Below are 26,318 nucleotides of genomic sequence, written 5' to 3'. Positions count from 1 at the left end.
AAGTGAGCACGCACGCATTAGCCATCCAGCACATCGACGACGCCGAGTGCCGCCGGTTCCTCTCCTCGGTCGAACTGGTGGGCAGGCGGTGGAGTTCGGGCGTCCTGCTCGCGATCGCCAGGGGCGCTTCTCGGTTCAGCGAGATAACCGCCTCGGTGCCGGGGCTATCCGACCGGCTGCTGGCTCAACGGTTGAAAGAGCTCGAGGCGGCCGGCCTGCTCGAACGCGAGATCATCGCGAGCACGCCCGTGCAGGTGCGGTACACGCTGACCGCGAGCGGCACCGACCTGATCGAGTCGCTGCAGCCGCTCGTCGGCTGGGGCCAGCGCTGGGGCACACCCGAGCAGCCCTGAGGCCCCTACCGGCAGCCGTCGCGCAGTGCCACCATGGGCGTGGGGATACGACAGTTGCGAGGAAGCACATGGCGATCATCGGCGGATACCGCGGTCCACTCGACCACGCACACGAGTCGGCCCTGCGCTGGCTCGACTCGCTGCCGACCCGGCAGGTCTCACCGGCCCGCACGGCCGACGAGCTGGCGGCGGATTTCGACGCTCCGCTGCCGGAGAAGGGGGCGGATGCCACGGCTGTCGTCGACCGTCTGGTCGAGTTGGGCGAACCGGGACTCATGGCCATCCCGTCGGGGAGGTTCTTCGGCTGGGTGATGGGCGGCACGCTGCCCGCGGCCCTCGCGGCGGACTGGTTGGTCAGCGCGTGGGACCAGAACGCCGCCATGCGTTTCGCCACACCCGCCGCCGCCGCGATCGAGCAGGTGACCGGCCGGTGGATCGTCGACCTGCTCGGACTGCCGGAGGGTAGCGGCGTCGGCTTCACGACGGGTGGCACGATGGCGAACTTCGTGGGCCTCGCCGCCGGGCGCAAGGCCGTGCTCGACGCGGTCGGCTGGGATCTCGACGCCCTCGGCCTCAGTGGGTCGCCGCGCATCACGGTGCTCGTCGGCGACGAATACCACGGCTCGATCGACCTCGCGCTGCGGTACCTCGGTCTCGGCGCGCCGGTGACGGTGGCTGCGGACGACCAGGGGCGCATCCGCCCCGACGCCCTGAACTCTGCCCTCGAAGCGGCCGACGGTCCGACGATCGTCTGCCTGCAGGCCGGCAACCTGCATTCGGGTGCCTTCGACCCGATGGCCGACTGCATCGCCGCCGCCCACGCCGCGGGCGCCTGGGTGCACGTCGACGGGGCGTTCGGCCTGTGGGCCGCGGCGAGCCCGCTGTACTCCGAACGGTTGCGCGGCATCGAAGGTGCCGACTCGTGGGCGACCGACGCGCACAAGACGCTCAACGTGCCCTACGACTGCGGCATCGCGGTCGTCGCCGACCCCGAGGCCTTACGCAGGGTGTTCAGCCTGCACACGAGCTACATCATCCACGACGATTCCGCCCCGGCGGACCCGTTCGAGAAGGTGCCCGAAATGTCGCGGCGGGCCAGGGAGGTCCCGGTGTGGGCCGCGCTCAGCTCGCTCGGCCGGGAGGGAGCCGTCGCGCTCGTCGAAGGACTCGCGGCCAATGCCCGCGCCCTCGCCGACGGCCTCGCGCGGCTGCCGGGCGTCGAGGTGCTCAACGACGTCGTGTTCACCCAGGTGTGCCTGAGCTTCGGGTCGGACGAACGCACCCGGCGGGTGAGCCAGCGCGTGATGGACGACGGCACCGTGTGGATGTCGGGGTCGCGCTGGCGCGGACGGGACATCCTGCGCATCTCCGTCAGCAACTGGTCGACCGGACCGGACGACGTGGCGGCATCGGTCGCCGCGGTCGCCCGGGCGATCGACGCCGAGCCCTAGGCCGCGACGGCCGAGGTGATGCCCATCGCCACGGCCGTCAGCTCGACGGAGCGCAGGCGGTCGTCGAGTCCGGATGACGCGTGCGCGACGATGAGCTCGTCGGCGCCGGTCGCCGTGGCGAAATCCGTGAGGTAGTCGCGCACCTCGGCGGGGGTTCCGACGGCGGTGTGCTTCATCATGTTGGCGAGCTGGGCGCCCTGCGCGGTCGTCAGGAACTCATCGATCTGCGCGTCGGTGTATTCCGGCGTGTTCTGGCCGCGGGCGATCATCATGCGCACCCGGGAACGGCGCACGATGGTCGCCTGCTCGACGGCGTCGGCCGAATCCTCGGCGGCGATCGCGTTCACCGCGACGATGAGGTGCGGGGCGTCGAGCTGCGCCGAGGGGCGGAAATCGCGCCGGTAGATCGCGACGGCGTCCATCAGTGCGTCGGGGGCGAAGTGGGAGGCGAAGGCGTACGGCAGGCCGAGGGCGGCCGCCAGCTTCGCGCCGAACAGCGACGACCCGAGGATGTAGAGCGGCACGTTCGTACCCGCGCCCGGAACGGCCTGCACGTCGGGGATGACGGACTGGCCGCTGAGGTACCCCTGCAGTTCGATGATGTCCTGCGGGAACGACTCCGCCGACATGGGGTCGCGCCGCAGCGCGCGCATCGTGTTCTGGTCGCTGCCGGGAGCGCGGCCGAGACCGAGGTCGATGCGGTCGGGGTAGAGGGTGGCGAGCGTGCCGAACTGCTCGGCAATCGTGAGCGGTGCGTGGTTCGGCAGCATGATGCCGCCGGAGCCGAGGCGGATCGTGCTGGTCTGGCCGGCGACGTGGCCTATCAGGACGCTCGTGGCCGAGGAGGCGATCGACGGCATGTTGTGGTGCTCGGCGTACCAAACGCGGGTGTACCCGGTGCGTTCGGCGGCCTGGGCGAGCGCGACGCTGCCGGCGAAACTCTCCCTCGCGGTGGTGCCGGGAGCGATCGGAGCCAGGTCGAGCAGGGAGAGCGGGATAGTCATAGTGAGTGCAACGCCTGACCGCCCGAATCCTTCCCGGGGAGAAGGTGGGAAGTCCCTGCGAGTGGACGGCTGAGCTTGCATCGCCCGGCCGTGGCGACGAACGTAGCTGTCTTCGAAACGCAACGGAAGGAACAGCACACAATGCTTACACTCACCGACAACGCCGCCTCGATCGTCAAGGGCCTCGCCGACCGCGTCACCGGAACCGAGACCGGCGGCCTGCGCATTGCGACGCAGGAGACCGATCCCACCAACTTCGAGGTCACCATGACCCCGGTCCCGCAGGCCGACGACCTCGTCGTCGAGAACGACGGGGCGCACGTGTTCCTCGAGTCGAACGCGGCGACGGCCCTCGCCGACAAGACCCTCGACGCAACGATCGACGACGGCGGCGCCGTGCGCTTCTCCATCGCGGAGGCGTAGCCTGACGGAATGACGTCAACGCTCGACAAGCTCGAAAAGAAGGCCCCGGCCTCGGTCCCCCGCACCATCGGCAGGATCGGGCTCGGGGCCGTCCTCGTTCTCGCGGGAGTCTCGCACCTGACATTCGCGCGCGGCGATTTCCAGGCGCAGGTGCCCGAGTGGCTGCCCCTCGACAAAGACTTCGTGGTGTTGGCGTCCGGCGTCGTCGAGATCTCCCTCGGTGGCGCGCTCGTTGCCCTGCCGAAGCGGCGCGTGCTGGTCGGGCTCGTCGCGGCGGCGTTCTTCATCGCCATCTTCCCCGGCAACATCTCGCAGTGGGTCACGCGCACCCCCGCCTTCGGCCTCGACACGGATTCGAAGCGAGCCGTGCGCCTCGTCTTCCAGCCGCTGCTCGTGCTGTGGGCGCTCTGGTCGACGGGCGCCTGGCGGGCGCTGCGCCGGTCGAAGTAGTTCCCTACGACGCGACGGCCTCGTAGAGCGTGACCACGGCCGCTCCCCCGATGCCGATATTGTGCTGCAGCGCGACGGTGACGTCGTCGACCTGGCGCGCGCCGGCCTGGCCGCGCAGCTGCCAGACCAATTCGGCGCACTGAGCCAGTCCGGAAGCGCCGAGCGGGTGGCCCTTCGAGAGCAGCCCGCCCGAGGGGTTGGTGACCACCCGGCCGCCGTAGGTGTTGTCGCCGTCGGCGACGAACTGCGCGGCAGTGCCCGGCCCGGTCAGCCCGAGGGCCTCGTACGACAGGATCTCGTTCGACGTGAAGCAGTCGTGCAGTTCGACGACCCTCAGGTCGAGCGGGTCGACCCCGCTTTTCTCGTAGACCTGCCGCGCGGCCGACTGCGCCATGCCGTAGCCGACGAGGTCGACCAGGTCGCCACCGAAGGTCTGCGGGGTGTCGGTGGTCATCGCCTGGGCCCGGATGCGCACGCTCGCGTCGATCCCGTTGGCTCGCGCGAACTCCTCCGAGCAGACGATCGCTGCCGCCGCACCGCACGTCGGCGGGCAGCACTGCAGCCGGGTGAGCGGGCCGAACACGTGGTCGGACGCGAGCACCTGCTCCACGGTGACCGGCTCGCGGAATACCGCGTAGGGATTGCCCACCGCGTGCAGGCGCGACTTCACCGACACGGCCGCGAAGGTCTCCGGCCCCACGCCCCAGCGCTCCGCGTACTGCTGCCCCGCGCCGCCGAACCACTGCGCTGCGATCGGCACACCCGGGTTCTTGCCCTGGGTGGCGTCCGCGACATCCTGAAACATATCGAACGGGCTCGGCCTGTCGGTCCAGTGCGACTGGATCGCGCCGCGCTGCATCTGCTCGAAGCCCACCGCGAGCACGCAGTCCGCCTCGCCGCTCTCGACCGCCTGCCGCGCGAGCCACAACGCCGTCGACCCCGTCGAGCAGTTGTTATTCACGTTGACGATGGGGATGCCGGTGGCCCCGACCCGGTAGATCGCCGCCTGCCCCGAGGTGGAGTCGCCATAGACGTAGCCGGCATAGGCCTGTTGCACGGCCGTAAACTCGAGCCCCGAGTCGGCGAGCGCCGCCCGGATCGCCCCCTCGGCCATGTCGAGAACGGGCGGCGCGGTGCGCGGCGTGGCGAACGGCACCATCCCGACCCCGGCTATGCGTGCGTGCGGCAAGTCGACTCCTTCGTCGGTTATGCCCCTAGCTCAGCACGATGCCGCGCGAATGGCTAGGGCGCGCTCGTTTGCGCTACATTTTGGGACGTCCGCGCCACGGCGCGCTGTAGCGCATGTCCCGAGATGGCGCGCAAGCCGCTGCCCGCGACCGTGAGGTCCTTCAGGATCGCGACGATGGCGCCGTCGGTGGCGGCTACTCGGGCCGTGGGTCGCCGAACTTCTGCAGAGCGTCGTTGTATCGCCCGCCGATCGTGACGCGGGAGATCTCGGCCAACGTGAACGATCGATCGTGTTCTTCCCAGACGCCGTTCGAGTCGATGGGTTGTAGGCCGAACTTTTCGCCACGGTAGCCGAGAACACGACCGACCCAGAGCGAGTCGGGGTACTTCTTCTCGCTGTGCACGGAAACGATGGGCGCGGATTCGAGCGCGCTGCGTAGAACTTCTTTCCGGCCGCCGTGCGACACGCTCAACCCTGTCGGCTTAGACGGCGGTGTGCCCAGTGACGCGAGAGCCCGGTCGCTGTACCGCCGCGCCTGCTTGCCAGCTACCTCCACCTCTGAGATGTCACGGATGCGCAGCACCTCCCAGCCGTCGAGGTAGACGACGTGCGAGGTGGCGGCGACGACCACCCAGTGCTCACCGACTTCGACGACATATCCGTCGATCGTCTCGCTCTTCTTTAGCCGTGCACGCGGCACGCTCACTGGCACCGCGTCGGCCAACGCGGTCCGTAACGCTTTGACGATCGACTTTCCCATGGCAGAGAGGCTATCGCGCTGCTTGTGCTCCAGGTCAGACCGCGCGCACGTCGATCACCCCGGGCGCGGCGGCATCGAACACCAGCTGCCGGTTCGCGATCTTGTCGGTGAAGAACCGGTCGTGGCTCACCACCACCACGGCGCCGGGAAAGTGCACGAGGGCACGTTCCATCACCTGGGTGCTCGCCATGTCGAGGTGGTTGGTCGGTTCGTCGAGGAGGAGAACGGATGCACCGGAGAGCAGGCACTGCGCCATGGCGACCCGGGCCCGCTGACCTCCCGACAGGGTGCCGATGCGGCTCTTGAGGTCGGCCTCGGAGAACTGGAACATCGACAGGAAGCGGCCGACCGATTTGCGTGTGGCCGTGAGGGCCAGGCTGTCGGGGAGGGCGTTCACCGCGTGGGTGACCGTATCCGTGTCATCCAGGTCTTCGAGCATCTGGTTGTAGGAGACGATCTTGGCGCCGGCAGCCCAGTCGGCCCGCCCGTGGTCGGCCTTCTCCTCGCCGGTGAGCACGCGCAGCAGGGTCGTCTTGCCGCTGCCGTTCGAGCCGAGCACAACGATGCGGTTGCCGCGGCGGATCTCGAGGGTGAGGTCGGTGAAAAGCTGCTTGTCGCCGTAGCTCTTGCTGAGCGACTCGACCCGGCACAGCACGTCTTTCACGTGCAGGCCGCCGTAGATCTCGGTGATGATCTGGTCGACCGGGCGCGGCGCGCGGGACTTCTTGATGTTCGAGAGCTGCTTGTCGAGTCCTTTGCTCGCGGCCTTCGCGGCCTCGCGCCGGTCGGAGATGCCCTCGGCCTCGAAGGCGAGCAGCTCGTTCTCGTGCTGGAACTGCGCCTCGAGGGTCTTCAGCCGGAACTGCTTCTGCACGACGTACTCCGCGAAATTACCCGGGTACTCGTGCAGGTGGAAGTTCTCGACCTCGATGATGCGGGTGACCACGGAGTCGAGGAACTTGCGGTCGTGCGACACGATGATGGCGGCACCGCGGAAGTCGCGGAACCACGCTTCGAGCCACTCGACCCCCGCGACATCCAGATAGTTGGTCGGTTCGTCGAGAAGAAGCACGTCGGGCTGCTCGAGCACGATCTTGGCGAGGGCCGCACGGTTGCGCCAGCCGCCCGAGAGGTCGTCGATCGGGCAGACGCGGTGGGCCTCGGTGAAGCCGAGGGTGGTGAGGGCCGTGTCGATACGGCGGGTGTAGTCCCAGCCGCCGAGATGGTCCATGCGCTCGAACAGCTCGCTCTGGCGCAGGATGATCGCGTCGAGGTCGGCGTTCGGGTCGGCGGCGATGGTCGCGTCGATCTCGGCGAGTTCCGCTTCGGTCGCCTTGATGTCGACGAAGAGAGCATCGAGGACCTGGGTGATGGATGACGCGCCGTTCAGTTCGGAGAACTGGGAGAAGTAGCCCAGCTTCAGGCCGTCTTCGACCGTGACGGTGCCGGAGTCGGCGGTCACCTGTTCCAGCACGAGCTTCAGCAGCGTCGACTTGCCGGAACCATTGCGACCGATCAGACCGACCCGGTCGCCGGTCTCGAGGCGGAAGAAGGCCTCGCGCAGCACCGGGGTTTTCTCGAAGCGCACTTCGACGTCGTGCAGTCTGATCAGGCTCATGCCGGGGTCCTCTCGAGGGTGATGCGCTTCGACAGGCTCAGCGACCTACAGGTTACCCGCCCACACCCGGCCCGGACGGTGTCGGAGGTTTCGGCGCGGTGAGCGCGGCCCCCTCGTCCTGGACGAATTGGCTCACCGCTGCCTCGTCGTCCAGAACGATCGGCGCTCCGGCGCTGTCGGCCGCTCGGCTCCACCCGTCGCGATCGTCGTTGCGGCGGTAGACGGCGAAACCGCCGGTCTCGAGCGGCGAGATGCCGATTCGGCCCTGCGGCCTCGCGTCGGCGCGGTAACGCTCCATCTGGCCTCGCATCTCGGGGACGGTGCGCTCAAGGCGCGCCACCATTCCCTCGACGTCGACGTATCGGCGCTTCGCTGCGCTCGCGCCCAGCGCCCGTACGACCACGGCGACGACGAGCGCGGGGACCAGTGCCCCGCCGTTCACCCACGGCCAGAAGGACTCACGCGCCCACCCCAGGCCGAATCCGCCCACGATCACCGTCAGCGCCCCGCCCAGTGCGGCGAACGCTGCATTCGCCACAAAGACCACCACTGCACTCAGGGATCGCGCGGTCACCAGCAACCCGACGATCGCCCCGATCCACGTGACGAGGGCGACGCAGAAGGATGTCGCGATCACAAAGAACACGGAGGGCGAAGGGCCGTGCTCCCCCGGCGCCAGCGACACGACCAGAGAGACCGTCGCGGCGCCCCAGACCGCCGCAAGGCACGTCCAGCCCAGTTGCGCGAGCGGACGCAGCGCCTTCGGGTACGGCCGCGAGCGAACCGGCCCGAGCGGGGTGCCGGGATCGTCTGGTGATCCGCCGGGGAGGAGTTTCAGCCGCAGCTGCGCCAGCTCCTCCGCCGGCGGCAGGCTCGCGGTCTCGGTCGGCGGCCGGGTCTTCGTCAACTGCTCCCAGACGTAATCACACACGGCGTCTTCGGAGTGGAAGATCCTCGGACGTCCGCCGTGGTCGTAGTCACGGTCGAGATAGTTGCCTCCGCGCCCCGTGGGGCGATGGAGTGCGAACTGGCCGCCCGGCAACGGCACGATCGTGTAATTGGTGTCCGAGTACTGGCCCTGCTGAAACCACGTCACCGCGTACTCGGGGTGCTCCAGCGTCGCGTTCACACGCGTCACGAGTTCTTCGATGAGCATGTGTCTACCTTAAATAGTCGAGGTCGTCACGCTCAGCCCGCGCGACACCTACTTCAACGGCTTGAGCCGACGAATCGGGGTGCCCCGGTTCCACCCCGGCTTCTGCATGAGGAGCTCATCGTGCTCGTGCCGACGGCACTCCTCGATAAACGCCGCCGTGCTGGCGGGGTCGGCCATGAACCGAGCGTATTCGTCGTCGGTCAACTCGTAGTACTCGTCGTAGTCGACGACACCGATGGTGACGGGCAGAGACGCATAGCGGCGCCCCGACATCTCATCTACTCCGAGCGAGTAGAGGTTCTCGCGGGAGGAGCACTCATCGCGTGGCTGCAGCTTCATTCTCAGTTCCCATCCACAGACGCCGGTTAGACAGGAATACCCCTGTTCCAACCTGGCTTTTATAGAAGTAGCTCGTCATGCTCGTGCCGGCGGCACTCCTCCACGAACGCTAACGCGACAGTGCTATCTGCCATGCAACGCCGATACTGGTCGTCGGTCAGCTCGTAATACTCCTCGTAGCCCACGGCACTGCTGTTGACGGGAAAGGACGCATAGAGGCGCCCGGATTCCTCGTCGACCCCGAGCGAATAGCGCTCAACGCGCGAAAAGAACTCGTCGCGTGGTTGCATTTCGCGTCTCCAAAGTCGGGTCGTCTTTCGCTCAGACGTAAGCCTAGGGTTCCGACTTACGCGCGTTGCGCATGCTTTCCTCGAAACGTCGTTTTTGATCGGCTGCTTCTTCCGGCGTTTGCTGCCGGAGAACTCGCTCCGGCAGCTTCGGTGCATGCAGTTCAGTCCAGACGAAGTCGCAGACGTCGTCCTCATTCGCAAAGACGCGCGGCTCGCCATCGGGGGCGAGGTCCTGGTAGTACTCGCCGCGTCCCGATGGGTGGTAAATCGTGAATCGGCCGTCAGTCATGGGCACGATGACATACGCCGCATTCGTCACCTCGTCAGGATTGAACCAAACCAGCGCCCGGCGCAATTTCGGGATCTCTTCGTGCACCCGTCGCTGTAGTTCGCCGAATTTCATCTGTCACAGGCCATCCTCGCGACGCGCGAGCCGTGGATCGGCAATGCCCAGGTTCGCGAATGCAACTCGTCGCTGTTCGGCGAGTTCCGCCGCAGAGGGCATCGTGAATTTCTTCGGCTCCGGCTCCGGCTCCGGCTTCGGATGGGTGATCTTCGCCCAGACGTAGTCGCAGGCCGCGTCCTCAGAATCGAAGACCACCTCGCGGCCGTCGAAATCATGATCGGGAAAGTTCGAGCCGCGTCCTGACGGGCGGTAGACGGTAAATTTCCCATCGGCGAGGGGCACGATGGTGTAGTTAGCCTCGGAGTAGACGCCGTCATACCAGCTGATCGTGTAGCCGACCCGCGGCCCGAGCTGTTCCACCCGCGCGACGAGGTCTTGATATCTCATCTCGCTGCCACGTCTCTGGTCTGCACTGTCTCAAATGAGCCGATCGTATGCCAGTGTAGCCGCTTACTCCAACGGCTTGAGCCCCCGGATCGGGGTGCCGCGGTTCCATCCTAGTTTCTGCAGAAGGATCTCGTCGTGCTCACTCCACGCAGCGGCCATGGGGCGCGGCCCACGCGTGTGATGTGCTCGCCGGTGCGCATCGATCTCACCTCGAATCAGAGGTTGTCACGCTCGGAAATCATCTCGCTGGCCGAATTGGCCCCGCACGCTTCGCCAAAATCCGTCGGCGCTGCTCATCAGCGCGAGACGCCTTCACCTCTGGCGAGATAGGCGACGCTAGCGTGTCTGCCGAACGTGGCGTCGTCAGCTCCGCCCACACAAAGTCGCAAACCATGTCCTCGCTCTCGAAGATTCTCGGTCGGCCCTCGGAATCGAACTCTTCCGAGAAACCGCCCCGGCCCGAGGCGTGATACACAGTGAAACGCCCATCGGATAGCGGAACGATCGCATTATCTGCCTCGAAATACTCGCCCGTATACCAGGTCAAAAGATACTCGGGGTTCGGAAACCGATCCTTCACCCGGGCTGAAAGTTCATCGAACTTCATTGGTAACTCCCTAACGTTTATGGCAGGACATCAAGGTAATGGTTGTCGACGTACCACTGGATACCTTTGGGGAAGAAATACTGCACTCCACCCCCACTTTGTCCAAAAGCTGACTCCGTCACGCCTTCCAACACTTCGGGCGGCAACTTCTGCACCACTACATACTCAGTTGTGTTCCACGACGGGTTCAGACGATCCGGTGGCAGCCCCATCTCTGGAAAGGAAGTCCCCGGCGGGGCCGCGAAGCTTCCTTTCTTCGAGTTTGGGGGCGCGAGACGGTTGATCGTATCGCCCTGCATGAGGGTGTTTCGTGAGCCGCCCGCGGAATCGAAACCGTGAGGGTATTGATCTGGCCACCGCCATTCGGGGATCCCCTCGGAGTTGAATCCGACCAGGTACTTGTCGAGAAACGCATCCCAGCCAAGGCCGCTCGTGGGATCGTATCCAGGCCCTCCACGTGCCTGCCACTCCTCCATCTTCTTCCGTAGAACCTGGGTCTTCCTGGGATCAAGGACGCGATGTCGCGGTGCGGGATCGACCGGCTTCGGCGTCTTCGGCGCGCTAGACCGCCCGGGATCACCCCGTCAAACAGGTCCTTCGCCTTCTTGAACAGCGCCTGCAGGCTATCGAGCAGCTTCGAGAGCTGCTTGCCAGAGGAGAGAAGCTGGGTGATGGTCTTGCCGATACGTCCGACGAGTGATGCGACCCGAGTCGCAACCTGCTCGATCACGAGCGGCGTCGCGAGGCCGGCAGTCACCACAAGAGTCGCCGCATACGAGACGACGGAACCGACGACCTGGGCGATGGCGTCGCGCACCAGGTCGTGCACGATCTTGACGATCGTCGAAGCGATCTGCAGTCCGACGGCCATCGCATCCGCCCAGGTTCTGCTCGTTGACGCGGGCGATCATGTCGTCGGCCGATCCCCACGGGGAAGATTGAGGATCCATTAGTTAGAACTTACATGGGCTCGGCGGATAGGCCAACGATTCCTTACCGGGGACTCTCTCTAGGCGAGCAGTCGGCGCGCGACCGTGCGCGCGCGCTCCAACGGCTCGGCGAAGGTGTGCATGCCGACGGTGACGATCGCGCCTTCGTAAAGCAGCGTCAAGGTCTGCGCCGTGCCGACCGGGTCGGCGACTCCGGCATCCGCACACAGCTCGGCAAAGAGGTCGAGCAGCCATACCTTCTGTCTGGTCACCTCCGGGAAGACGGACTGCGCGCCGTCGTCGTCGCTCACCTCGGCGCGCGCGTTGATGGCGCTGCACCCCTTGGGGCTGTTGTCTTCGCTCCACGAGATCGCGGCGTCGAAGACCGCGAGCACGCGGGAGACACCCGGCTCGGGTACCGCGGCGAGAGCCCCGTCGAGGTGCGCCCGCCAGCGCGCGTCGCGATGCTGCAGGTAGGCGACGACCAGCGCGTCCTTCGAGCCGAAACGGTCGTAAAGCGTCTTCTTCGACACCCCGGCCGCTTCGGAGATGGTGTCGACGCCGACGGCGTGGATTCCGCGCTCGTAGAAGAGGGCGCTCGCGGCATCGAGCACGCGGCGAGCGCCGGGGGTGAGTGGGGCGAGCTGCGGCACGGGAGCGGTCATGGCACGAGTATACCGACCTGTATAGTCGAGGCGATGACTATACCGACCTGTATACCTCGCCGCGTCGTCACGGTAGCGGCCGCCGTCGCCTTCGTGCTGTCGTGGAGCTCGGGCTTCGTCGCGGCGAAGGTGGCGACGGTCGACGGGTCGATGTGGACGCTCCTGCTCTGGCGCTATCTGTTGCTGGCGGTCGTCCTGATCGCGGCGTGCGCCGCGACCGGAGCCCTCCGCGGCCTGCGCGCCGCGGACCTGCGCCGGCAGGCAACCGTGGGCGCGTTCTCGCAGCTCGGCTACGTCGTCTTCGTCTACGCGTCGGTCGCCGCCGGGATCAGCACAGGCACGACGGCGCTGATCGACGCCGTGCAGCCCCTCGTCGTCGCGACGCTGGTCGGCCCGATCCTCGGGCTGCGGGTGCGCGGCGCATCGTGGGCCGGCCTCGCGCTCGGAGTCGTCGGGGTCGCCCTCGTCGTCGGCTCACAGCTGGGCGGCGAGGCCCCGCCCCTCGCCTACGCGCTGCCCGCGCTGGCCATGCTGTGCCTGATCGCGGCGACGTTCATCGACCGGCGCAGGCCGAACGACCTGCCGATCCTCACGACCCTGACCATCCATGTCGCCGTAGTTGTCGTCGTACTCGCCGGTGTGGCTCTCGCGACGGGAAACGCCGCGCCGCCTGTTTCCGCCGCCTTCTGGGCGACGACCGCTTTCACGGCGTTCGTGCCGTCACTCGCGGCCTACGCCCTCTACTGGTGGCTGATCCGGCGCATCGGTGTGACCTCGCTCAACGCGCTGCTGTTCGCGGTGGCGCCGACGACCGCCGTGGCGGGCGCGGTTCTGCTCGGCGAAGAGTTCTCCGCGCTCACCGCGCTCGGGTTCGTCGTTAGCGCGGCCGCGGTCACGATCGTGCTGGTCGCAGAACGCAAGGTCTTAACCGCCTCGGACGACCGCCCTAAGATCGCCGCATGATCGAGGTGACACCCGCCCACGACTTCGACGGCATAGCGACGATGCTCGGCCCGAAGAAGCCCGAGTCGTCGGTGTGCTGGTGCCTTTCCTGGCGGCTGGGTTCGAAGGAGAACCGAGCTCTCGTGGGCGCCGCACGCGCCGAAAAGGTGCGAGACCTCACCCGGCGCACCATCGCGCCCGGGGTTCTCGCGCACCTCGACGGCGAGGTCGTCGGCTGGGGCGGTGTCGCCCCACGCTCCGACCTGTACCCGATCGAGCACTCGCGCAAGATCCCGCACATCGACGATCTACCGGTCTGGTCCGTCTGGTGCCTCCGCGTGCGGCCCGGCCACAGGGGGCAGGGAATCACGGCCGCTCTCATCGACGGCGCCGTCGACTACGCGCGCGCATCCGGAGCACCCGCGGTCGAGAGCTGCCCCGTCGACAACGCGGGGAAGAAGGTCGACCAGACCATGGCGTTCGTGGGAACGCGCGGCATGTTCGAACGCGCCGGATTCAGCAAGGCGGCAGACACCGAGTCGGTGTCGGGCGGCATTCCCCGCATCCTGATGCGGCTGGGCCTCTAGGCGCGGGCCGCGGCGAGCGCGCGACCCTGCTCGGAGGCGGGGAAGGCCTCGACGAGCGCGCGCAGCTCGTCGAGCGAGAGGTTGGCGCCGAACGCCGGGTTGCCCGGCTGCAGCAGCACGCCGTCGGCCAGGCTCGCGATGGTCAGCGGGTCGAAACCGAGCGCGTCGACGATCGCCGCGACCTCGCGCACCGCCTCGACGTCGTCGCCTGCGACCGCGATCGCGCGGCGGTCGGATGCACCGTGGGGACGGTAGCCCTCGTCGAGGTCGTGATAGCCCATGTGGTTGAACGCCTTCACGACCGTCGACCCGGTCAAGAACGACTGCACGATCTCGCTCGTCGACGTGCGCGGGTCGAGCAGGTCGTCACGCACGCCGTCGGTCTCCCACCAGTAGTTCATCGCGTCGATCACGAGCTTTCCGTCGAGCGCCCGCGCCGGAACGGATTCCAGCTTGCCGAGCGGCAGCGCCAGAATCACGACGTCGGAGTGCAGCGCCACCTCTTCCCCGGTCACGGCCTTCGCCCCCGGAGCGAGCACATCGACGATGAGACTGATCCGCTGCGGCTTGCCTGACCCAGCGATCAGAACCCGGTAACCGGCGAGCAGGGCGAGGCGGGCGAGAATGGTACCGACCTTGCCGGCGCCGAGGATTCCGATCGTGGGAGGCGTTGTCATGCTCGCGACAACGCCCGAAATGGCCTCGGTATTCCTAGCGCACGGCCTTCTTGACCAGCTCGGCGATCGTCGCCTCGTCCGCGGCGGTCAGCTCGGTGAGCGCGTAGGCGTTCGGCCACATGCTGCCGTCGTCGAGTTTCGCGCTGTCGTTGAAACCGAGGGTCGCGTACCGCGTCTTGAACTTGTCGGCCCCTTGGAAGAACACGAGCACCTTGCCGTCTTTGGCGTACCCGGGCATGCCGTACCAGGTCTTCGGCGCGAGGTCGGGGGCCGCCTCGAGGATGATCTCGTGCAGTCGCGCGGCGAGTGATCGGTCGGGCTCGGTCAGCTCGGCGATCTTCGCGAGCACGGCCTGTTCGTCGCTCTCTTTACCCTTGCCGCGTTTTTTCTCGGCCTTGACCTCGTTCGCCCGCTCCTTCATCGCCGCCTTCTCCTCGGCGGTGAAGACTCCGGATGATTCGTCGGTGGCTGGCTTCTTCGCTTCGCTCATGGCGGCTGCTCTCCTCGTCGAGTAGGGGCTCTGCGGCCATTTTCCCGCTGCGGCGGTTACGGCGCAACGAAAAGACCCGGCAGCACAGCTAGGCCGTCACGGCCGTTGCGGCGGTCGCGGCACAGAGCCCCGTCCGCACCGTTTCGGCCAGAGCCGTTTTGCGACGTTCGTGTACCGCCTCCGGGTCGGTCGTGCCGGCGACCTCCGTCACCGCCGCCTGCGCCCATGTCGACGACAGCGAGATCAGCAGCGACCAGACGTCTCGCGGATCCAGGTCGGAGCGGATGGAACCGTTCTGCTGCTGCACCACGATGTCGCGGAGATGCTCCTCGTCGTTTCCCTCGAGCCCCACGTAGAGGTACCCCTCGGGGACGCGCTCCAATCGTTTCCAGGCGATGAGCCGCAGGAGGTCGGGGTCGGCCAGATAGTCGTCGTACAGCCGCACGGCGTAGCCCGGCAGGTCGTCCGCCGTGAACGGAACCCGATCGCTGTTCGCGATGACATGGTCGGTGAAGACGGCCTCGAACAGCTGCTCTTTGCCGCCGAAGTAGGCGTACAGCATGGGTTTGCTGGCGCCGGATGATGCCGCGATGCGATCGACGCGCGCGCCGGCGATGCCGCGCGCTGCGAACTCGGCCGTTGCTGCGGCGAGGATGCGGCTGCGTGTTTCATTCGCGGATGTCATGGTCTGAGCTTACGTTACTACCAACTAGTAGGTAGTATGGCGGCATGGAAACCACAGCCCTCCGCGCCGCGCACGTCGACGCTCCCCTCCTCCCCGTCCGGATTCAGCGGCGGGATCTCCGACCCGGCGACGTCGACATCCGCGTCACGTTCTGCGGCGTCTGCCACAGCGACCTGCACGCCATCCACACTCCAGCCGAGGCGGGCGGTTCTTTCCCGCTTGTTCCCGGTCACGAGTTCGTCGGCGAGGTGGTAGCGGTGGGCGACTCCGTGACATCCTTCTCCGTCGGCGATCCGGTCGCGGTCGGCAACATCGTCGACTCCTGCGGAGCGTGCCGCATGTGCCTCGCGGGCCAGGAGAACTTCTGCGAAGAATTCCCCACCCTGACCTACGGCGGCAGGGACCGCGGCGACGGCACGACGACCGACGGGGCCTACTCCGGTCGCTACGTGGTTCAGGAGCACTTCGTCTACCACCGTCCGGCCGCTCTCGACCCCGCCGCGGTCGCCCCTCTCATGTGCGCCGGCGTGACCGTGTGGGAGCCGCTCCGCGTCGCGGGGGTGGGACCGGGAACGCGGCTCGGGGTCGTCGGGCTCGGCGGGCTCGGCCATCTGGCCGTGCGACTCGGACGCGCGCTGGGGGCGGACGTCACCGTCTTCACCACGACCGCCGCGAAGGCGGACGACGCGAAAGCGCTCGGCGCCAGCCGTGTCGTGGTGTCGACGGATCCCGCGGCGATGGAGGCGAGCTCGGGCAGCGTCGACGTGATCATCGACACCGTCTCGGTCGACCACGAACTCGAGCCCTACCTCTCGACACTCGATCTCGACGGCACCCTATTCCTCCTGGGCTACCTCGGGCCCGTGACCGTGCAGACCCTCGCGCTCCTGGTTGGACGCAAACGCCTCGCTTCGGGAGGCAGCGGCGGTCACCGTTTCACCCAGGAACTGCTCGACTTCTGTGGCGAGCACGACGTGGTGGCCGACGTCGAGGTGGTATCGGCCGCAGACGTCGCGATCGCCCTGGAACGTCTCGCCCGCAACGACGTGCGCTACCGTTTTGTGCTCGACATGCGTGATATCGACGACCTGACCTCTCCAGAGAAGTAGCTTCCGAGGGTGTGGTCCCGCTAAAAAGGCAGGACGCAAGGCCAAATAAAACTATTCACCTCGTGTTCCGATTGCCCTATCGTTGCGAAATGGTGATGCCAACCGAAACAGACGTTGTCCAGCACGGTGAGCTGAAGCGCTCGATCACGGCCAAACAGTTGTATTTCTACGTCGTCGGCGACGTGCTCGGTTCCGGAATCTACGTTCTCGTCGGCCTTGTCGCGGCCGCCGTGGGTGGAGCCTTCTGGATGGCGTTCCTTGCCGGGGTGGCAATCGCCACGATCACCGGCCTCGCTTACGCCGAGTTGGTCACCAAGTACCCGCAGGCCGCCGGAGCGTCGCTCTACATCCACAAAGCGTTCCGCAATCCGGCGCTGACGTTCTTCATCACCATCTGCATGCTCTCGGCCAACATGGCGGCGGTGGGATCGCTCGCCGCCGGCTTTGTGCGCTACTTCAGCGGCCTGATCGGGCTCCCGGAGGACGCCATCTGGGCGGCAACCTTCATCGCTCTCGCGTTCATCGCCTTGATCACGATCATCAACCTGATCGGCATCACCGAGTCGGTGGTGGCGAACGTGATCATGACCTTCATCGAGATCAGCGGCCTCATCATCGTCGTGATCATCGGCGTCGTCGCGCTGGTCGAGGGGGTCAACGACCCGTCAGTGCTTCTCCAGTTCAACACCGAGGGCGGCGCGGGTTCCGCGGTCCTGGCCGTGCTGGCCGGGGTATCGCTCGCCTTCTTCGCCATGACCGGATTCGAGAACGCGGCCAACGTGGCCGAGGAGACCATCGACCCCTCGCACGCTTTCCCCCGCGCGCTGATCGGCGGCATGATGACGGCGGGCGTGGTCTATGTACTGGTGTCGATCGCCGCCGCGCTGGCCGTGCCGATCGAGACCCTCGCCGGAAACACCCTGCTCGAGGTCATCCGTGCCGACCTCTTCTTCGTGCCCGCCAGTGTCATGCTGGTCGTCTTCGGCATCATCGCGATGATCGCGATCAGCAACACGACGCTGGTGACCGTGGTCGCCCAGTCCCGCATCCTGTTCGGCATGGCCAGGGAGAACGTCGTGCCGAGGGTCTTTTCCAAGGTGCACCCCACGAGGCGCAGCCCGTACGTCGCGCTCATCTTCGGTGCCGTGATCGTCGGCTCGCTGTTGGTGATCGGCGCTGCGATCCGTACGAGTCAGGCCGGCATCCCCGCGGAAGACCAGCTCGACATCGTCGACCGTCTCGCCACGATCACCGTGGTCTTCCTGCTCTTCATCTACGCACTGGTGATCGTTGCGTGCCTCAAGCTGCGCGGGTCGGACGAGACCAGTGACACGTACCGGGCGAACACCGTGCTGTTGATCGTGGGCATCATCGGCAACCTCGCCGTGCTGGCTTACACACTGATCGACGACCCCGACGCCCTGTTCTGGGTGGCAGGGTTGCTGGCCGTCGGGCTCGTGCTCTACCTTGTGCAGAACTTCTTCGGCAAGAAGAAGCCGCCAACCGCCGGTCCGGATCGCGCCACGCAGGTCGAGACGCCGCCCGCGAGCAAGGAGCTCTGAATCGTGCACGCCATCGTAGCCACCGACGGGTCGCAGGCCTCCCTGGCCGCCGCCCGCCAGTTCAAGTGGATCGCCGACTCCCGCGAGATCACCGACGTCACCGTAGTCGCCGTGGTCAGCCCGTACGCCGCGGCACCCTTCGCCAACGAACTGGGACCGCAGAAGACCCCGGGGTTCACCGAGGTGAGTTTCCGCGAAGACGCCAAGGCCGCCGTCGACACGGTGGCCGCCGAGTTCGACGGGTGGGGCCCGACGATCCACAAGCAGGTGCGCAGTGGCTCCCCCGCGCAGGAGATCATCCGGGCCGCCGAAGACCTCGACGCCGACCTCATCGCAATGGCCTCGGGCAGCCGCGGCCTCAGTCCGACGATCCTGCTGGGCAGCACAGCCTCGCGCGTGCAACACTCGGCGCCGTGCCCGGTGCTCGTCTGCCGTCCCACTCCCGGCAGCGAGCGCGCGCTGCGCAGGTGACCGCTGCCTACTCCCGGCCGTCTTCCAGCGGGATGAGCATGGTGCGGAACGGACCCGCCTCCGCGTGGAGTCCCCAGATGCGATCGGCGACGTCGTCGATGCCGTTGGGCAGCTCGAGCTGGGGGATTCCTCCGGGGATGACGAGCTGAGCGACACGGATGCCCTCGGCCTCGAGTGCCTCGTGGAGCATCTCGCCGTAGGCGCTCTCGGCCGGGAACGCGACCGAGGTGCCCGCGAAGCCGGCCCGAGCCTTGACCGAGGTCCCGCCGTTGATCAGGATGACGCTGCCAGCCCCCGCCTCGCGCATCGCGGGGAGTACCGTGCGCACCGCACGGATGAGCCCGAGAGCCGAGAACTGCAACGCCTCCAGCGCCAGCTCGGGCGTCAGGTCGAGCACCGGCTTCAGGTAGTCGCGCGACGGGAGCGGGCTGTACTGCAGCGCGGTGATCGGTCCCAGCTCGGCCGCGGCGAGCGCCAGAGCGTCTTCGAGTGCACCGGGCTCCCGCACGTCCGCGGCGAAACCGCTGGCGGTCACACCGGCCGCTCCGAGCTCGGCAGCCATGGCGTCGAGCTTTGACCGGTCTCGCGAGATCAGTGCGATGGAGAAGCCTTCGCGACCGAACCGGCGCGCGACGGCGGCCCCGAGTCCCGGTCCGGCTCCGATGATTGCGATGACGGGCATGGTGGCTCCTTCGAACGATGGCGGACTAGCGACTCTAGCCCGCCTCGCAATGAGAAAAGTGAGCTGTCGCGACGGTGCCCATCCTGCTAGAACCTGCCGCCCCGAAAGCGCACTCCGGGACGCTCGAGAACCGCGCGAGCATGTTGAATCGGAACGCCGGGACGTAGCGGCCGGAGATGCGGCACGTTCTTGACAAAGACGTGGAGCTCGACATCATCCCAGTCGACAGACTTGGGAACATCCTTGCTCAATACGCCTTCAAGGCTCGATGTCGAAGTCCGCCCGAGGTGCCGTCGTCACCCCTGACCTCCATCGCCCGTGGTGGCTGCCGGCAGGCTTCGATTAGTTGTGTGGGCCCCGCAGCGCATCGACGATCACCGTGGCGTCAACGTCGAGGTTGCCGGCGGCAATCGAGCGCCGGCGCCGCTTGCCGCCGTCCTGCCGGGTGAACTCGACGCGTGCCAACTGGAGACCAGACGCGGGGATGATCTCGGCGCTAGTTCCCTCCCGGGTCCACTCCGCGGCACGGATCCGAGGTGCCAGCGCCGACGGCCGATCAATGGCGGGAAAAAGCACGGCGGCGGGAGTGATCGTGACCGCGACCTCGGGCAGGTGCGGCTGTCGCCGAAGTTGCCGTACTCCCAACGCACCGATTGCGATGGGAACCACGAGCATCGCGATCGCGGCGAAGACGAAGGCCGCGTCGACGCCGTCCGCGGCGGTCGCCGCGCCAATGAACGGCACCAGCACGAGGAGTCCGAGCAGCGTGCCGAGGATCAGCAGCAGGATGCCCTGCTTGCGCACGAGGTTGTGGAGAGTCTGTTCGACGGCTGCTCGGCTGGCCTCGTCATAGCGCACAACCACCGTCGCGTCGGAGGTCATCGATCACCCACGGTGGGTTCGTCGAGTTTCTCGCCGGCGTCGTGAACATATGTCCAGCCGTTGAGCTCCTCCTCGCGAATGGCTTCCTGGGCGAGAATCGCGCGGCGCATGACATCGGCGGCGTCAGAGGCCGCTTGGTCTTCCGACGGGCTGGCCACATGACGTGCCTGCTCGACGGCGTCGTCGAGCGCGCGACGTTGCTCCTCGTCGAGCGCAGGCGGCTCCGCGAGGAGCCGCATGCGGGACCCGAAAGCCTCGCGCCATTGCGGGTCCGCGAGCAGGGTGCGCAGCGGTCGCTTCCCGCTCGCGACGAGGCGCAGTCGGCTGGCGTACGCCTCGTCGTCCGTCGCGCCAGCGAGTTCAATGAGCCTGGTCTGGAGTTTCTGGGCGAAGTCGCCGCCCGTGGCGCGCAGCAGCGCAGCCGACACGTCAGGTTGATCCACGTCAGGCCTCCGGAAGCGGGACGAACTCGATGGTAGTGGTCGCGGAGCCGATGGCCGCTCCTGCCGCGATGGCCGTCGAGGTTGCGGTCATCATCACGCCCCACGCGGCAGAAAACGCCTCTACCGCCGCGACTACTGCCGTGACGATGGCGGCCGGAGCCAGACCACCGAGGGTGAAGAGTGCGCCGATCGCCTCGGCGACCGACGACGCTCCCATCGATGCGGCAATCACCGCATCGATGAGGGCGTCGAGCGCGGAGAGCATGGCCTGGCACGCCCCGAAGGCGGCCCACGCCGCGTTGGTGTACTTCGTCTCGAGGTCGCCGTACACTTCGGGCTGGGCTGCGACCGCGCCCACGAGCTCCGCGAAGTACTCGCCCGCACGGTCTGCACCGTCCCCGCTCGTCCAGGCAGCGAAGATGTCCACGGCGAGGTTCTGAAGAGCTGCGGCAAGCTCCTCGAAGAACTCCCCCACATGACCGAAGGCGCTGCCCGCGAGGGCCACCTTGTCCCAGTCGCCGCTGATCTTCTGGGCGAGGAACTCGAAGACATCCTGCCCCCCGGTCCATCCCGGTTGGACCAGCTGGATAACGCCGTTGAGGATCTGGCGGGCCCAGTAGGACAGCGAAAGATAGTCGGGCCAATTAATGACGTCCCACACGACCGCGAAGGCCGGGTCGGCCAGTGACGATTCGGGCGTCACAAGTGCGCCGCCGGGGGAAGCGAACGCGAGGCTCTGACGAGCGGTGCTGGCGTCGAGCGGCACCGTGGCCGCCGTGGGGTCGAGGTCGCTGAAGAGGCTGCGGACATCTACTTGGGCGTCGTGCTCGGTGTCGTCGAAGCGCTGTGCGACGTTATCCAGCGCACCCTGAGTGGCGAGCATCAGTGCCTTGGAGCGCAGGAGCCCAGACTCGACACTCGCCGCAAAAGAACTGTGCTCCGAAAGAAGCCGGTCCATCAACGCGCCTGCTACCCACGACTGGGACGTGTCGATGTGCGAATCGAAGTACCCCAGCGCACGATTTACATCGGAAGCGAGCTCTCCAGACGCCTCGCTGCCAGCTCGAACGACGGATGTGTCGACCTCGATGGTCATGCTTGTCTCCCCCTAGGTTCGTCGTCAGCCTACACAGCGGCCCCGGCCTCGTCGCCGACGACCGCCCGAGGGGCCGCTTAGTTGTTGAAGCGGAACTCCACCACGTCGCCGTCTTGCATGACGTACTCCTTGCCCTCGATGCGGGCCTTGCCCTTCGAGCGCGCCTCGGCGATCGAGCCGGTTTCGACGAGGTCGTCGAAGCCGATGATCTCGGCCTTGATGAAGCCCTTTTCGAAGTCGGTGTGGATGACGCCGGCGGCCTGGGGCGCCTTGGCACCCTTCGGGATCGTCCAGGCGCGGGTCTCTTTCGGGCCGGCGGTGAGGTACGTCTGCAGGCCGAGCGTGTCGAAGCCGATGCGGGCGAGCTGGTCGAGGCCGCTCTCGTCCTGGCCGGTCGACTCGAGCAGTTCCGCGGCGTCGGCGGCGTCGAGGTCGATGAGCTCGCTCTCGAGCTTCGCGTCGAGAAATACGGCGTGGGCGGGAGCGACGAGAGCCGCCAGCGCTGCCTTGCGGTCGTCGTTCGTCAGGACCGCTTCATCCACATTGAAAACGTAGATGAACGGCTTGACCGTCAGCAGTCCGAGTTCGGCGAGCAGCGACAGGTCGAGCTTGGTGTTCGACGAGAGCGGCTTGCCCTCGTTCAGCCACTCCATGGCCGCCTTCGCGGTGTCGACGGTGGCCTGCGTGATCTTCTTGGCGCGCAGCTCCTTCTCGTAGCGGCTTTCGGCCTTCTCGAGGGTCTGCATGTCGGCCAGGATCAGCTCGGTGTTGATGGTCTCCATGTCGCTCGCGGCGTCGACTTTTCCGTCGACGTGCACGACATCCGGGTCCTCGAAGCCGCGCACGACCTGCGCGATGGCGTCGGCCTCGCGGATATTGGCGAGGAACTTGTTGCCGAGGCCCTCACCCACGGAGGCGCCCTTGACGATGCCGGCGATGTCGACGAACGACACGGCGGCGGGCAGGATCTTCTCGCTGCCGAAGATCTCGGCGAGGACGGCGAGGCGTGCGTCCGGCAGGCTCACGATTCCCGTGTTGGGTTCAATGGTCGCGAACGGATAGTTCGCGGCGAGCACCGAGCTCTTGGTCAGAGCGTTGAACAGGGTTGACTTGCCCACATTGGGGAGTCCGACGATTGCAATAGTGAGAGCCACGAGAGTCAAGGGTACCGGGCGCGGCGGCATCCGGCCCGCCCCGGGCTATTTCGGCGGCGCGCGGCGAGCACTAGAGTCGTGCCACCACACCAATCGTCATCCGAGGAGACAGCTGTGAGCAATGACGCTCGAGCACTACCCGACACCTCCCCCGCCGTCGTCGTGGGCGCCGGCCCCGCCGGGCTGGCGGTGGCGGCCGAGCTGGGCCGCGTCGGCATCCACGCGGTCGTTCTCGAGTCGAAAGGCGAGGTCGGCTCGAGCTGGGCGAACCACTACGACCGGCTGCACCTGCACACGGCGCGCTGGTTGAGCGGGCTGCCGGGGTGCCCGATTCCGCGGTCGAACGGGCGGTGGGTGGCCAGGGACGACTTCCGCGCCTACCTGCGCGAATACGTCGAGCGCCAGAACCTCGATGTGCGGCTGGGCACGCCCGTGACATCCGTCGACCGTCTCGCCGAGGGACTGTGGAGAATCGGATGCGGCGTCGGAACCATCGTGACCCCGCTGGTGATCATCGCCACCGGGTACAACAACACTCCGGCGCTGCCCGACTGGCCGGGCCGCGAATCGTTCGAGGGACGGCTGCTGCACTCGAGCGAGTACCGCAATCCCGCCGCCCTCGACGCTTCGTCGGTGCTCGTGATCGGGCCCGGCAACAGCGGAGCCGAGATCGCGGCCGACCTCGCCGGCGCGGGCAGGCGGGTGTGGCTCGCGGTGCGTACGCCGCCGAACATCGTGCGCCGTCAGGTGCTCGGCGTACCCTCGCAGCTGCTCGCGATCTCCATGTCGCCGTTTCCGCCGAGCATGGGCGACCGGGTCGGACGCGTCGTGCAACGCCTCTCGGTGGGCGACCTGACAAGGTACGGGCTGCCGCCGTCGCCGCTCGGCGTCGCGAGCCGGGTGCTGCAGGACGACGTGCAGCCGCTGCTCGACGTCGGCCTCATCGACGCGGTGCGCTCGGGCGCGGTGAAGGTGGTTGCAGCGGTCGAGTCCTTCGAGGGGAACACCGTGTCGCTCGTCGACGGCGAGGTGCTCAGACCTGAGGCGGTGGTCGTGGCGACGGGCTACCGGCGCGGGCTCGAGCCGCTCGTCGGGCACCTCGGGGTGCTCGCGCCGGGCGGGCGGCCGACGATCAACGCCGACCAGCAGGCGCCCGGGCTCGATGGCCTCTACTTCCTCGGCTACTCGAACCCGTTGACGGGCAACCTCCGCCAGCTCGGAATCGACGCGCGGTTGATCGCGCGCCGCGTCGGCAAACGCGACACGGTCGCTCCGCGTGTGGTGCGGGCGACCGTGCCGCGAGCGGCCGGGACGGCGTAGCCGTTACGAAGCCAGCGGGGCGGATGTCGCGGCGGGAGCCTCTTCGCGGCGCTGCAACACGATGCGGTAGCCGCGCTTGCGGACGACCGCGTAGCCCACCGCGACCGCGGCCGGAGTGACGAGGAACGAGTACACGGCGGCGCTCAGCGATCCCCCGCCGCCGAGGGCGATCCCGAGGAACGCGATCGCCCACGGCACCGCTGCCAGCCCGACGGCGATCGCCCACTCGTAACGCGAGCGCACGATGAACACGACCCCGCCGACGGTGAGCACGGCGAGGTAGAAGGCAGGGTCGATCAGCGTGTCCCAGATGTACACCGGAGCGAGACGGTTCTCGAAGGCCCACCCCTGGTTGAGTGCATCGAGGTATGTGAACCCGGGAGCGGCGTGTCCGACGAGCGCCACGAGGGCTAGTGCCGCCGAGGCGAGCAGCCAGAGCGCTCCCCGCGCGCGCTGCCCGCGTCTGGTGGCCAGCCCGAAGCTCGCTATGACGGCGAGCACCGCGAGAAGCAGGAGCACGTGGCCGCGCGGGGCGAGCGAGACGAACCGCATGGTTTCGACTCGACTGCCGAGGTCGAGCAGAACGAGGCTGGTCGGCAGCGTCAGCAACAGAGTGATCGACGCGATGCGGGGTAGCCCGATCGAGGCGAGCACGAAGGCCGCGATCCACAGCGCATAGAGACCGACGGCCGCGCTTGCGAACGGGCCGAACCCTGGCACGTCGCTGCCCATCGGCCGCCAGTCGGCGGTCCATCCGTTCCACGGGCCGCGCACATCCCACGGCGCCCACTCGGCACCGACGAACATCACGAGGGCGAATGAGAATCCCGTCGCGAGCGTGATCGCCGACACCCGGTCGCGGATCCTGGCCGGCACGGCGACCGACAGCCGGTGGAGCCGGGATTTCAGGCCGAAGACCGCGAGATTGGCGAGGTCGCCCAGCCGCGGCTTCTCGCGCCCGGTGGCCTCCGCCTCGTCGAGCAGCGTGCCGAGCATCGCCTCGCCGTTCTCGGCACGCCACGCCGACGGATACCAATCGAGGGCGGCGCGGTACCGGCGCTCCAGCGAGGCGCTCACGCGGTGGCCACCTTCGCGGCGGTGCGGCTGCGCAGTTTCGCGCGGGCGCTGGCCGCGTTGGCTGCGAGCCGCGCGGCCTCCTCTTCGAGACGGAGAGCCCCGACATCCGTCAGCTTGTAATAGCGACGCAGCCTGCCGGCCACGACCTCGTCTCCCGCACCCTCGACGAGTCCCTGCTCGCCGAGGCGGTCGAGGGCCGCGTAGAGGGTGCCGACCTTGAGCTGCACGCGCCCGTCGGAGAGTTCGGCGGCCTCGGCGATCAAGGCGTAGCCGTGCTTGCGCCCGTCGGCGAGAGCCGCGAGCACAAGGAACGTGGGTTCCCGCATTTCGGTAGTTGTCATGCGCCCAGCATATTCTGGTTGTCGATATATGACGAACGTCGAGCGGCGTGTCGCGCTGTGTTGCCACCAGCATGGCGAATCGCCCTGCGGTCTCCCGCGACCGTCAGGGGTGCGTGTGACCATTGGATCGTGCCCCTGAATTTCACCGCCATCGACTTCGAGACCGCCAACTCCTCGAGCGCCAGCGCGTGCTCCGTCGGTCTCGTGAAGGTGGTCGACGGCCGCGTCGTCGACAGGGTGAGCTGGTTCATCCGCCCACCGGCCGGGCACGACTACTTCAACGAGTGGAACACGCGGATCCACGGAATCGTCGAGTCGGATGTCGCGGGGGCACTGCTCTGGAGCGAGCAGCTCACCGACCTTGTCGAATTCGTCGACGGAGACCACCTCGTCGCCCACAACGCCGGCTTCGACATGGGCGTGATCAACGGCGGCTGCGCGGCGAGCTTCGTCGAGACGCCGAGCTTCGCCTACGCCTGCAGCCTGCAGATCGCCCGCAAGACCTACAACCTCGACTCGTACAAACTGCCGGTCGCGGCGATGGCGGCGGGCTTCGAAGACTTCGCGCACCACGACGCGCTGGCCGACGCCGAGGCGTGCGCGGCCATCATCGTGCACGCGGCGAAGCGGCACGAGGCGAGCGATCTCGAGCACCTGGTGACGATCACGGGCACGAAGCTCGGACGTATCGGGGCCGTGCTCGCGGCTTAACGCAGAACCGCTGGTTGAGTAGGGCCGTCTGCGGCCCTACTCAACCAGCGGTCGACGACTGG

The 26,318-nt window shown here is 67.3% G+C and carries 34 protein-coding genes; 11 read left to right on the top strand and 23 right to left on the bottom strand.

All coding sequences use genetic code 11. From position 1 onward, the window contains the following. Positions 1–2 precede the first annotated feature (2 nt). Positions 3–353 (top strand): winged helix-turn-helix transcriptional regulator, encoded by a 351-nt coding sequence (locus IEV96_RS00255; protein ID WP_188508721.1) that lies wholly within the window; start codon positions 3–5, stop codon positions 351–353. 68 nt (positions 354–421) lie between these two features. Then, entirely contained in the window at positions 422–1,804 is a 1,383-nt protein-coding gene (locus IEV96_RS00250; protein ID WP_188508720.1) for a pyridoxal phosphate-dependent decarboxylase family protein, read from the top strand. On the opposite strand, the gene IEV96_RS00245 is transcribed toward IEV96_RS00250, so the two are convergent. Beyond that, positions 1,801–2,808, bottom strand: coding sequence for an LLM class flavin-dependent oxidoreductase (locus IEV96_RS00245; protein WP_188508719.1), 1,008 nt, complete (start codon positions 2,806–2,808; stop codon positions 1,801–1,803). The two genes, IEV96_RS00250 and IEV96_RS00245, sit on opposite strands and share 4 nt — an antisense overlap. A 141-nt stretch (positions 2,809–2,949) precedes the next feature. Between IEV96_RS00245 and IEV96_RS00240 the strand changes: the two genes are divergently transcribed. Then, positions 2,950–3,231, top strand: a complete 282-nt coding sequence (locus tag IEV96_RS00240; protein WP_188508718.1) for a hypothetical protein — start codon at positions 2,950–2,952, stop codon at positions 3,229–3,231. 9 nt (positions 3,232–3,240) lie between these two features. Next, positions 3,241–3,681, top strand: coding sequence for a DoxX family protein (locus IEV96_RS00235; RefSeq protein ID WP_188508717.1), 441 nt, complete (start codon positions 3,241–3,243; stop codon positions 3,679–3,681). A 4-nt stretch (positions 3,682–3,685) separates the two neighbouring features. Here the strand turns inward: IEV96_RS00235 and IEV96_RS00230 are convergent, their stop codons facing one another. The 12 genes from IEV96_RS00230 to IEV96_RS00180 all read right to left on the bottom strand — a co-directional run bounded on the left by IEV96_RS00230 (position 3,686) and on the right by IEV96_RS00180 (position 12,027). Beyond that, positions 3,686–4,870, bottom strand: a complete 1,185-nt coding sequence (locus tag IEV96_RS00230; RefSeq protein WP_229732877.1) for a lipid-transfer protein — start codon at positions 4,868–4,870, stop codon at positions 3,686–3,688. Between the two features lie 193 nt (positions 4,871–5,063). Beyond that, positions 5,064–5,576: a hypothetical protein gene (locus IEV96_RS00225; protein ID WP_188508716.1), complete on the bottom strand. Its 513-nt coding sequence runs from the start codon at positions 5,574–5,576 to the stop codon at positions 5,064–5,066. A gap of 88 nt (positions 5,577–5,664) precedes the next feature. Further along, entirely contained in the window at positions 5,665–7,248 is a 1,584-nt protein-coding gene (locus tag IEV96_RS00220; protein WP_188508715.1) for an ABC-F family ATP-binding cassette domain-containing protein, read from the bottom strand. Between the two features lie 52 nt (positions 7,249–7,300). Then, positions 7,301–8,404: a hypothetical protein gene (locus IEV96_RS00215; RefSeq protein ID WP_188508714.1), complete on the bottom strand. Its 1,104-nt coding sequence runs from the start codon at positions 8,402–8,404 to the stop codon at positions 7,301–7,303. Between the two features lie 48 nt (positions 8,405–8,452). Continuing rightward, positions 8,453–8,743, bottom strand: coding sequence for a hypothetical protein (locus IEV96_RS00210; RefSeq protein ID WP_188508713.1), 291 nt, complete (start codon positions 8,741–8,743; stop codon positions 8,453–8,455). Between the two features lie 59 nt (positions 8,744–8,802). Next, on the bottom strand, positions 8,803–9,033 hold the full coding sequence (locus tag IEV96_RS00205) for a hypothetical protein (protein ID WP_188508712.1): 231 nt from the start codon (positions 9,031–9,033) through the stop codon (positions 8,803–8,805). 43 nt (positions 9,034–9,076) lie between these two features. Continuing rightward, complete coding sequence (locus IEV96_RS00200) at positions 9,077–9,436, bottom strand: cupin domain-containing protein (RefSeq protein WP_188508711.1); 360 nt, start codon at positions 9,434–9,436, stop codon at positions 9,077–9,079. Between the two features lie 3 nt (positions 9,437–9,439). Next, complete coding sequence (locus IEV96_RS00195; RefSeq protein WP_188508710.1) at positions 9,440–9,799, bottom strand: hypothetical protein; 360 nt, start codon at positions 9,797–9,799, stop codon at positions 9,440–9,442. A gap of 265 nt (positions 9,800–10,064) precedes the next feature. After that, a complete protein-coding gene (locus IEV96_RS00190; RefSeq protein ID WP_188508709.1) occupies positions 10,065–10,433 on the bottom strand; it encodes a hypothetical protein in 369 nt (122 codons plus the stop codon). 17 nt (positions 10,434–10,450) lie between these two features. Beyond that, positions 10,451–10,732, bottom strand: coding sequence for a TNT domain-containing protein (locus IEV96_RS16820; protein WP_373282433.1), 282 nt, complete (start codon positions 10,730–10,732; stop codon positions 10,451–10,453). After that, a complete protein-coding gene (locus tag IEV96_RS16605; RefSeq protein WP_229732875.1) occupies positions 10,621–11,304 on the bottom strand; it encodes a hypothetical protein in 684 nt (227 codons plus the stop codon). Before IEV96_RS16605 ends, IEV96_RS16820 begins: the two co-directional genes overlap by 112 nt. Before the next feature lie 138 nt (positions 11,305–11,442). Continuing rightward, positions 11,443–12,027 (bottom strand): TetR/AcrR family transcriptional regulator, encoded by a 585-nt coding sequence (locus IEV96_RS00180; protein WP_188508707.1) that lies wholly within the window; start codon positions 12,025–12,027, stop codon positions 11,443–11,445. A gap of 33 nt (positions 12,028–12,060) precedes the next feature. On the opposite strand from IEV96_RS00180, the gene IEV96_RS00175 reads away from it, so the two are divergent. Together IEV96_RS00175 and IEV96_RS00170 are read left to right on the top strand one after the other, a co-directional pair. Beyond that, complete coding sequence (locus IEV96_RS00175) at positions 12,061–12,990, top strand: DMT family transporter (protein ID WP_188508706.1); 930 nt, start codon at positions 12,061–12,063, stop codon at positions 12,988–12,990. After that, a complete protein-coding gene (locus IEV96_RS00170; RefSeq protein ID WP_188508705.1) occupies positions 12,987–13,556 on the top strand; it encodes a GNAT family N-acetyltransferase in 570 nt (189 codons plus the stop codon). Before IEV96_RS00175 ends, IEV96_RS00170 begins: the two co-directional genes overlap by 4 nt. Here the strand turns inward: IEV96_RS00170 and IEV96_RS00165 are convergent. The 3 genes from IEV96_RS00165 to IEV96_RS16775 all read right to left on the bottom strand — a co-directional run bounded on the left by IEV96_RS00165 (position 13,553) and on the right by IEV96_RS16775 (position 15,408). Continuing rightward, positions 13,553–14,233 (bottom strand): NADPH-dependent F420 reductase, encoded by a 681-nt coding sequence (locus tag IEV96_RS00165; protein WP_188508704.1) that lies wholly within the window; start codon positions 14,231–14,233, stop codon positions 13,553–13,555. The genes IEV96_RS00170 and IEV96_RS00165 overlap by 4 nt on opposite strands. Positions 14,234–14,267: 34 nt before the next feature. Next, the gene (locus tag IEV96_RS00160) at positions 14,268–14,723 is read right to left on the bottom strand and encodes an iron chaperone (protein ID WP_188508703.1); all 456 of its coding nucleotides are present in this window, start codon (positions 14,721–14,723) and stop codon (positions 14,268–14,270) included. An 88-nt stretch (positions 14,724–14,811) separates the two neighbouring features. Beyond that, the gene (locus IEV96_RS16775) at positions 14,812–15,408 is read right to left on the bottom strand and encodes a TetR/AcrR family transcriptional regulator (RefSeq protein ID WP_188508702.1); all 597 of its coding nucleotides are present in this window, start codon (positions 15,406–15,408) and stop codon (positions 14,812–14,814) included. Positions 15,409–15,452: 44 nt separating this feature from the next. On the opposite strand from IEV96_RS16775, the gene IEV96_RS00150 reads away from it, so the two are divergent. The 3 genes from IEV96_RS00150 (at position 15,453) to IEV96_RS00140 (ending at position 18,550) form a co-directional block, all read left to right on the top strand. After that, the gene (locus tag IEV96_RS00150; RefSeq protein ID WP_188508701.1) at positions 15,453–16,517 is read left to right on the top strand and encodes an NAD(P)-dependent alcohol dehydrogenase; all 1,065 of its coding nucleotides are present in this window, start codon (positions 15,453–15,455) and stop codon (positions 16,515–16,517) included. Between the two features lie 95 nt (positions 16,518–16,612). Further along, positions 16,613–18,079 (top strand): APC family permease, encoded by a 1,467-nt coding sequence (locus tag IEV96_RS00145; RefSeq protein WP_229732873.1) that lies wholly within the window; start codon positions 16,613–16,615, stop codon positions 18,077–18,079. Positions 18,080–18,082: 3 nt separating this feature from the next. Beyond that, positions 18,083–18,550 carry a universal stress protein gene (locus IEV96_RS00140; protein ID WP_188508699.1) on the top strand — a complete coding sequence of 156 codons (468 nt, stop codon included), beginning with the start codon at positions 18,083–18,085 and terminating at the stop codon, positions 18,548–18,550. Positions 18,551–18,557: 7 nt separating this feature from the next. On the opposite strand, the gene IEV96_RS00135 is transcribed toward IEV96_RS00140, so the two are convergent. The 5 genes from IEV96_RS00135 to ychF all read right to left on the bottom strand — a co-directional run bounded on the left by IEV96_RS00135 (position 18,558) and on the right by ychF (position 22,807). Beyond that, complete coding sequence (locus IEV96_RS00135) at positions 18,558–19,232, bottom strand: SDR family NAD(P)-dependent oxidoreductase (RefSeq protein ID WP_188508698.1); 675 nt, start codon at positions 19,230–19,232, stop codon at positions 18,558–18,560. 342 nt (positions 19,233–19,574) lie between these two features. Continuing rightward, complete coding sequence (locus IEV96_RS00130; protein WP_188508697.1) at positions 19,575–20,114, bottom strand: hypothetical protein; 540 nt, start codon at positions 20,112–20,114, stop codon at positions 19,575–19,577. Beyond that, complete coding sequence (locus IEV96_RS00125; protein WP_188508696.1) at positions 20,111–20,557, bottom strand: hypothetical protein; 447 nt, start codon at positions 20,555–20,557, stop codon at positions 20,111–20,113. Before IEV96_RS00125 ends, IEV96_RS00130 begins: the two co-directional genes overlap by 4 nt. A 1-nt stretch (position 20,558) precedes the next feature. Next, the gene (locus IEV96_RS00120) at positions 20,559–21,440 is read right to left on the bottom strand and encodes a hypothetical protein (RefSeq protein ID WP_188508695.1); all 882 of its coding nucleotides are present in this window, start codon (positions 21,438–21,440) and stop codon (positions 20,559–20,561) included. Between the two features lie 290 nt (positions 21,441–21,730). Further along, a complete protein-coding gene (gene ychF / locus IEV96_RS00115; protein WP_188508694.1) occupies positions 21,731–22,807 on the bottom strand; it encodes a redox-regulated ATPase YchF in 1,077 nt (358 codons plus the stop codon). 114 nt (positions 22,808–22,921) lie between these two features. Between ychF and IEV96_RS00110 the strand changes: the two genes are divergently transcribed. After that, entirely contained in the window at positions 22,922–24,127 is a 1,206-nt protein-coding gene (locus IEV96_RS00110) for a flavin-containing monooxygenase (RefSeq protein WP_188508693.1), read from the top strand. 3 nt (positions 24,128–24,130) lie between these two features. Here the strand turns inward: IEV96_RS00110 and IEV96_RS00105 are convergent, their stop codons facing one another. Together IEV96_RS00105 and IEV96_RS00100 are read right to left on the bottom strand one after the other, a co-directional pair. Next, entirely contained in the window at positions 24,131–25,204 is a 1,074-nt protein-coding gene (locus tag IEV96_RS00105; RefSeq protein WP_188508692.1) for a hypothetical protein, read from the bottom strand. Further along, the gene (locus IEV96_RS00100) at positions 25,201–25,545 is read right to left on the bottom strand and encodes a PadR family transcriptional regulator (RefSeq protein WP_188508691.1); all 345 of its coding nucleotides are present in this window, start codon (positions 25,543–25,545) and stop codon (positions 25,201–25,203) included. Before IEV96_RS00100 ends, IEV96_RS00105 begins: the two co-directional genes overlap by 4 nt. 129 nt (positions 25,546–25,674) lie before the next feature. On the opposite strand from IEV96_RS00100, the gene IEV96_RS00095 reads away from it, so the two are divergent. Continuing rightward, positions 25,675–26,256 (top strand): exonuclease domain-containing protein, encoded by a 582-nt coding sequence (locus IEV96_RS00095; protein WP_188508690.1) that lies wholly within the window; start codon positions 25,675–25,677, stop codon positions 26,254–26,256. Positions 26,257–26,318 lie beyond the last annotated feature (62 nt).

Source organism: Conyzicola nivalis, from assembly GCF_014639655.1.
Taxonomy (GTDB): Bacteria; Actinomycetota; Actinomycetes; order Actinomycetales; family Microbacteriaceae; genus Conyzicola; species Conyzicola nivalis.
The sequence above is the reverse complement of the archived record's forward strand: the minus strand, read 5'-3'. Positions and strand labels throughout refer to the sequence as shown.

What these genes read in the sequence shown, in the direction of transcription:
- IEV96_RS16605 (WP_229732875.1), bottom strand. Translation starts at nt 11,304, where the DNA reads ATGGCCGTCGGACTGCAGATCGCTTCGACGATCGTCAAGATCGTGCAC.
- IEV96_RS00190 (WP_188508709.1), bottom strand. Translation starts at nt 10,433, where the DNA reads ATGAAGTTCGATGAACTTTCAGCCCGGGTGAAGGATCGGTTTCCGAAC.
- IEV96_RS00120 (WP_188508695.1), bottom strand. Translation starts at nt 21,440, where the DNA reads ATGCTCGCCACTCAGGGTGCGCTGGATAACGTCGCACAGCGCTTCGAC.
- IEV96_RS00180 (WP_188508707.1), bottom strand. Translation starts at nt 12,027, where the DNA reads ATGACCGCTCCCGTGCCGCAGCTCGCCCCACTCACCCCCGGCGCTCGC.
- IEV96_RS00170 (WP_188508705.1), top strand. Translation starts at nt 12,987, where the DNA reads ATGATCGAGGTGACACCCGCCCACGACTTCGACGGCATAGCGACGATG.
- IEV96_RS00245 (WP_188508719.1), bottom strand. Translation starts at nt 2,808, where the DNA reads ATGACTATCCCGCTCTCCCTGCTCGACCTGGCTCCGATCGCTCCCGGC.
- IEV96_RS00160 (WP_188508703.1), bottom strand. Translation starts at nt 14,723, where the DNA reads ATGAGCGAAGCGAAGAAGCCAGCCACCGACGAATCATCCGGAGTCTTC.
- IEV96_RS00215 (WP_188508714.1), bottom strand. Translation starts at nt 8,404, where the DNA reads ATGCTCATCGAAGAACTCGTGACGCGTGTGAACGCGACGCTGGAGCAC.
- IEV96_RS00240 (WP_188508718.1), top strand. Translation starts at nt 2,950, where the DNA reads ATGCTTACACTCACCGACAACGCCGCCTCGATCGTCAAGGGCCTCGCC.
- IEV96_RS00165 (WP_188508704.1), bottom strand. Translation starts at nt 14,233, where the DNA reads ATGACAACGCCTCCCACGATCGGAATCCTCGGCGCCGGCAAGGTCGGT.
- IEV96_RS00235 (WP_188508717.1), top strand. Translation starts at nt 3,241, where the DNA reads ATGACGTCAACGCTCGACAAGCTCGAAAAGAAGGCCCCGGCCTCGGTC.
- IEV96_RS00200 (WP_188508711.1), bottom strand. Translation starts at nt 9,436, where the DNA reads ATGAAATTCGGCGAACTACAGCGACGGGTGCACGAAGAGATCCCGAAA.
- IEV96_RS16775 (WP_188508702.1), bottom strand. Translation starts at nt 15,408, where the DNA reads ATGACATCCGCGAATGAAACACGCAGCCGCATCCTCGCCGCAGCAACG.
- IEV96_RS00220 (WP_188508715.1), bottom strand. Translation starts at nt 7,248, where the DNA reads ATGAGCCTGATCAGACTGCACGACGTCGAAGTGCGCTTCGAGAAAACC.
- IEV96_RS00250 (WP_188508720.1), top strand. Translation starts at nt 422, where the DNA reads ATGGCGATCATCGGCGGATACCGCGGTCCACTCGACCACGCACACGAG.
- IEV96_RS16820 (WP_373282433.1), bottom strand. Translation starts at nt 10,732, where the DNA reads ATGCAGGGCGATACGATCAACCGTCTCGCGCCCCCAAACTCGAAGAAA.
- IEV96_RS00175 (WP_188508706.1), top strand. Translation starts at nt 12,061, where the DNA reads ATGACTATACCGACCTGTATACCTCGCCGCGTCGTCACGGTAGCGGCC.
- IEV96_RS00135 (WP_188508698.1), bottom strand. Translation starts at nt 19,232, where the DNA reads ATGCCCGTCATCGCAATCATCGGAGCCGGACCGGGACTCGGGGCCGCC.
- IEV96_RS00210 (WP_188508713.1), bottom strand. Translation starts at nt 8,743, where the DNA reads ATGAAGCTGCAGCCACGCGATGAGTGCTCCTCCCGCGAGAACCTCTAC.
- IEV96_RS00130 (WP_188508697.1), bottom strand. Translation starts at nt 20,114, where the DNA reads ATGACCTCCGACGCGACGGTGGTTGTGCGCTATGACGAGGCCAGCCGA.
- IEV96_RS00205 (WP_188508712.1), bottom strand. Translation starts at nt 9,033, where the DNA reads ATGCAACCACGCGACGAGTTCTTTTCGCGCGTTGAGCGCTATTCGCTC.
- IEV96_RS00100 (WP_188508691.1), bottom strand. Translation starts at nt 25,545, where the DNA reads ATGACAACTACCGAAATGCGGGAACCCACGTTCCTTGTGCTCGCGGCT.
- IEV96_RS00145 (WP_229732873.1), top strand. Translation starts at nt 16,613, where the DNA reads ATGCCAACCGAAACAGACGTTGTCCAGCACGGTGAGCTGAAGCGCTCG.
- IEV96_RS00150 (WP_188508701.1), top strand. Translation starts at nt 15,453, where the DNA reads ATGGAAACCACAGCCCTCCGCGCCGCGCACGTCGACGCTCCCCTCCTC.